This window comes from Streptomyces palmae, assembly GCF_004684805.1.
GTDB lineage: Bacteria > Actinomycetota > Actinomycetes > Streptomycetales > Streptomycetaceae > Streptomyces > Streptomyces palmae.
In genome coordinates this window covers 1-2,771 of sequence record NZ_SRID01000574.1, presented here as the reverse complement: position 1 = coordinate 2,771, position 2,771 = coordinate 1, and the positions used below count along the sequence as shown (strand labels likewise).

The 2,771-nt window shown below is 73.8% G+C and carries 2 protein-coding genes and 1 pseudogene; all 3 read right to left on the bottom strand.

What is annotated here, in order from left to right:
• Positions 1 to 229: 229 nt before the first annotated feature.
• On the bottom strand, positions 230 to 880 hold the full coding sequence (locus tag E4099_RS31090) for an imidazolonepropionase-like domain-containing protein (protein ID WP_135342443.1): 651 nt from the start codon (positions 878 to 880) through the stop codon (positions 230 to 232).
• Positions 881 to 887: 7 nt separating this feature from the next.
• Positions 888 to 2,087 (bottom strand): cyclic dehypoxanthinyl futalosine synthase, encoded by a 1,200-nt coding sequence (gene mqnC / locus E4099_RS31085; protein WP_135342442.1) that lies wholly within the window; start codon positions 2,085 to 2,087, stop codon positions 888 to 890.
• Between the two features lie 259 nt (positions 2,088 to 2,346).
• Positions 2,347 to 2,771: pseudogene (locus E4099_RS31080) on the bottom strand (serine/threonine-protein kinase); the annotation flags it as partial.

Genomic DNA, 2,771 nt, shown 5'->3' with positions numbered 1-2,771 from the left:
GCGGCCGGGCCGATCTGGCGGCCTTCGACGTCCCGGACGAGGCGGGCGGGCCGCCCGGGTAGGGCCGAACGCCGGCGGGTCACCCTGGCGCCGTCACGGCCATGGTCAGCGGCTCCGCCGGGTGCGGTGGGGCCATGTTCAGCGGCCTCGGTACGGCTACGCCGCTCGTCGGCCCACCCGGTCCGGCACGGCCATGGTCAGCGGCTCCGCCAGTGCGGCACGGCCGGGTTCAGCGGCCTCGGTACAGCAGGCGGCCCGCCGCGACGGTCGCCACGCAGCGGCTCGCGCCGGCCGCCAGGAGGCCCGCCTCGTCCGGGACGTCGAAGGCCGCCAGATCGGCCCGGCCGCCGACGGTCAGCGGCCCCGCCACCGCGTCGGCCAGCGTGCGTGCGGTCGCGAACGGGTCCAGGGAGGCCGTACGGGCGGTGGTGGGCGCGCCCTGCGGGGAGACCTCGGTCTGCGCGGAGCGGGCCACCGCGGTACGCACCGCGGGGTGCTCGAAGGGCCCGGCGACCGCCGTGGTGCCGTACCGGAGCATCCGCTGCAACCCGCGCCGGGCGCTGCCGCCCCAGCGGGTGCCGGTCATCTCCACGCCCAGTTCCGCCAGCCGCTCGGCCGGCAACGGCTCCTCGCCCAGTTCGCCCGCCTCCCGCGGGTCCGGGTGGTAGGTGCCCTCCAGCAGCAGCCGGCCGTGCCACTGCCGCAGCCCGGGGGTGACGATCCCGGGCCACTGCCGCACCCTGGCCTGCGGCGCGGCGGCGGCGAGCTCCGGGTACGGGCCGATCGCGGCGATCCGGTCGTCCTCCACCAGCACCGCGCCGTCCGGCACGGCCGCCGAGCCGACCGGCAGCACCAGGCCGGCTGTGTGCAGGGTCAGCACCGCGGTGTCACCGGGAGCCGAGCAGCTTGAGCTCGGGGTGCGCGGTGCCGCCCTCGATCGCGATGGAGGACACGTGCGAGACCACTCGGTCGTCCACCGGGTCCAGCGCCGGGTCCTCGTGCACCACCAGGTGCTCGTAGGTGGTGGCGCGCTGTGCGGGCACCCGGCCCGCCTTGCGGATCAGGTCGATGAGCTCCATGCGGTTGGAGCGGTGCTTGGCGCCGGCCGAGGAGACCACGTTCTCCTCCAGCATCACCGAGCCCAGGTCGTCCGCGCCGTAGTGCAGCGAGAGCTGGCCGGCCTCCTTGCCGACGGTCAGCCAGGAGCCCTGGATGTGCGCGACGTTGTCCAGGAACAGCCGGGCGATGGCGATCATCCGCAGGTACTCGAAGATGGTGGCCTGCGTCCGGCCCTTCAGATGGTTGTTCTCCGGCTGGTAGGTGTACGGGATGAAGGCCCGGAACCCACCGGTGCGGTCCTGCACGTCGCGGATCATCCGCAGGTGCTCGATCCGCTCGGCGTTGGTCTCGCCGGTGCCCATCAGCATGGTGGAGGTGGATTCCACGCCCATCCGGTGCGCGATCTCCATGATCTCCAGCCAGCGCTCACCGGACTCCTTGAGCGGCGCGATCGCCTTGCGCGGGCGCTCCGGCAGCAGCTCGGCGCCCGCGCCCGCGAAGGAGTCGAGACCGGCGGCGTGGATGCGCTCGATCGCCTCCTCCACGGGCACCCCGGAGATCCGGGCCATGTGCTCGACCTCGGAGGCCCCCAGCGAGTGGATCACCAGCTGCGGGAACTCCTTCTTGATGGCGGCGAAGTGCTTCTCGTAGTACTCGACGCCGAACTCCGGGTGGTGGCCGCCCTGGAACATGATCTGGGTGCCGCCCAGTTCGACGGTCTCCGCGCAGCGGCGCAGGATGTCGTCCAGGTCCCGGGTCCAGCCCTTGGCGGTGTCCTTGGGCGCCGCGTAGAAGGCGCAGAACCGGCACGCCGTCACGCAGACGTTGGTGTAGTTGATGTTGCGCTCGATGATGTACGTCGCGATGTGCTCGATCCCGGCGTACCGGCGGCGACGGGCCGCGTCGGCCGCGGCGCCCAGGGCGTGCAGGGGCGCGGAACGGTACAGCTCCAGCGCCTCCTCGGGGGAGATCCGGCCCCCGGTGGCGGCTCGGTCGAGGATGGCCTGGAGGCCTGCGGACTCGTTCACCGGGGCATCCCTTCGGAGGCGTGAGAGCAGAACCCGACCAGCCTACGCCAGCGCTTTCGGCGCCCTTGAGGGGCTCGGCGAAGGGGAGGCCGCCGGTGCGGCGGAAGGGGCGTGACGACTCGGCGAAGGGGAGGCCGCCGGTGCGGCGAAGGGGGAGCCGACGGCTCGCCGGAGGAGGGGTCGTCGGGGATCCCCTGGTGAGGCGGCGCGGCATGAGGCGGGGTCAGCCGACGGCGGCGCCGGTGGCCGTCCGGTCCCGTCAGTCGCCGCGGACCCTGCTCAGGCGCGAGGTCGGCAGGCCGCCCTCCTCGTCCTCGGAGGCGAACCGCAGGCCACCGGACCCGTCCAGGGTGAAGGTCGCCATGGAGGAGTTCCCGGTGCACAGCGGGTTGGCCGGCTTGGTCGGGTCGGGCCGCTCCAGCACGGTCAGCCGCTGAGGGGAGGCCGCGGTCAGCTCGGCCCGGGCGAAGCAGTGCACCTGTATCGACTGGAACCCGACGTCGTACCGGACGTCCGCCACCCGCTCCCCGGTCCGGCCCTCCTTGATGGTCGCCGTCATGGTGCCGTTGGACAGGCCGCTCCTCGTCTTCACCGTGCCGTGCCAGCGGCCCACGAAGGCCGGGGGAACCGACACGGGGGGCTTCGCGCCGTCGGCCCCACCGCGTGGGTCGTCGGTGGTGGGGG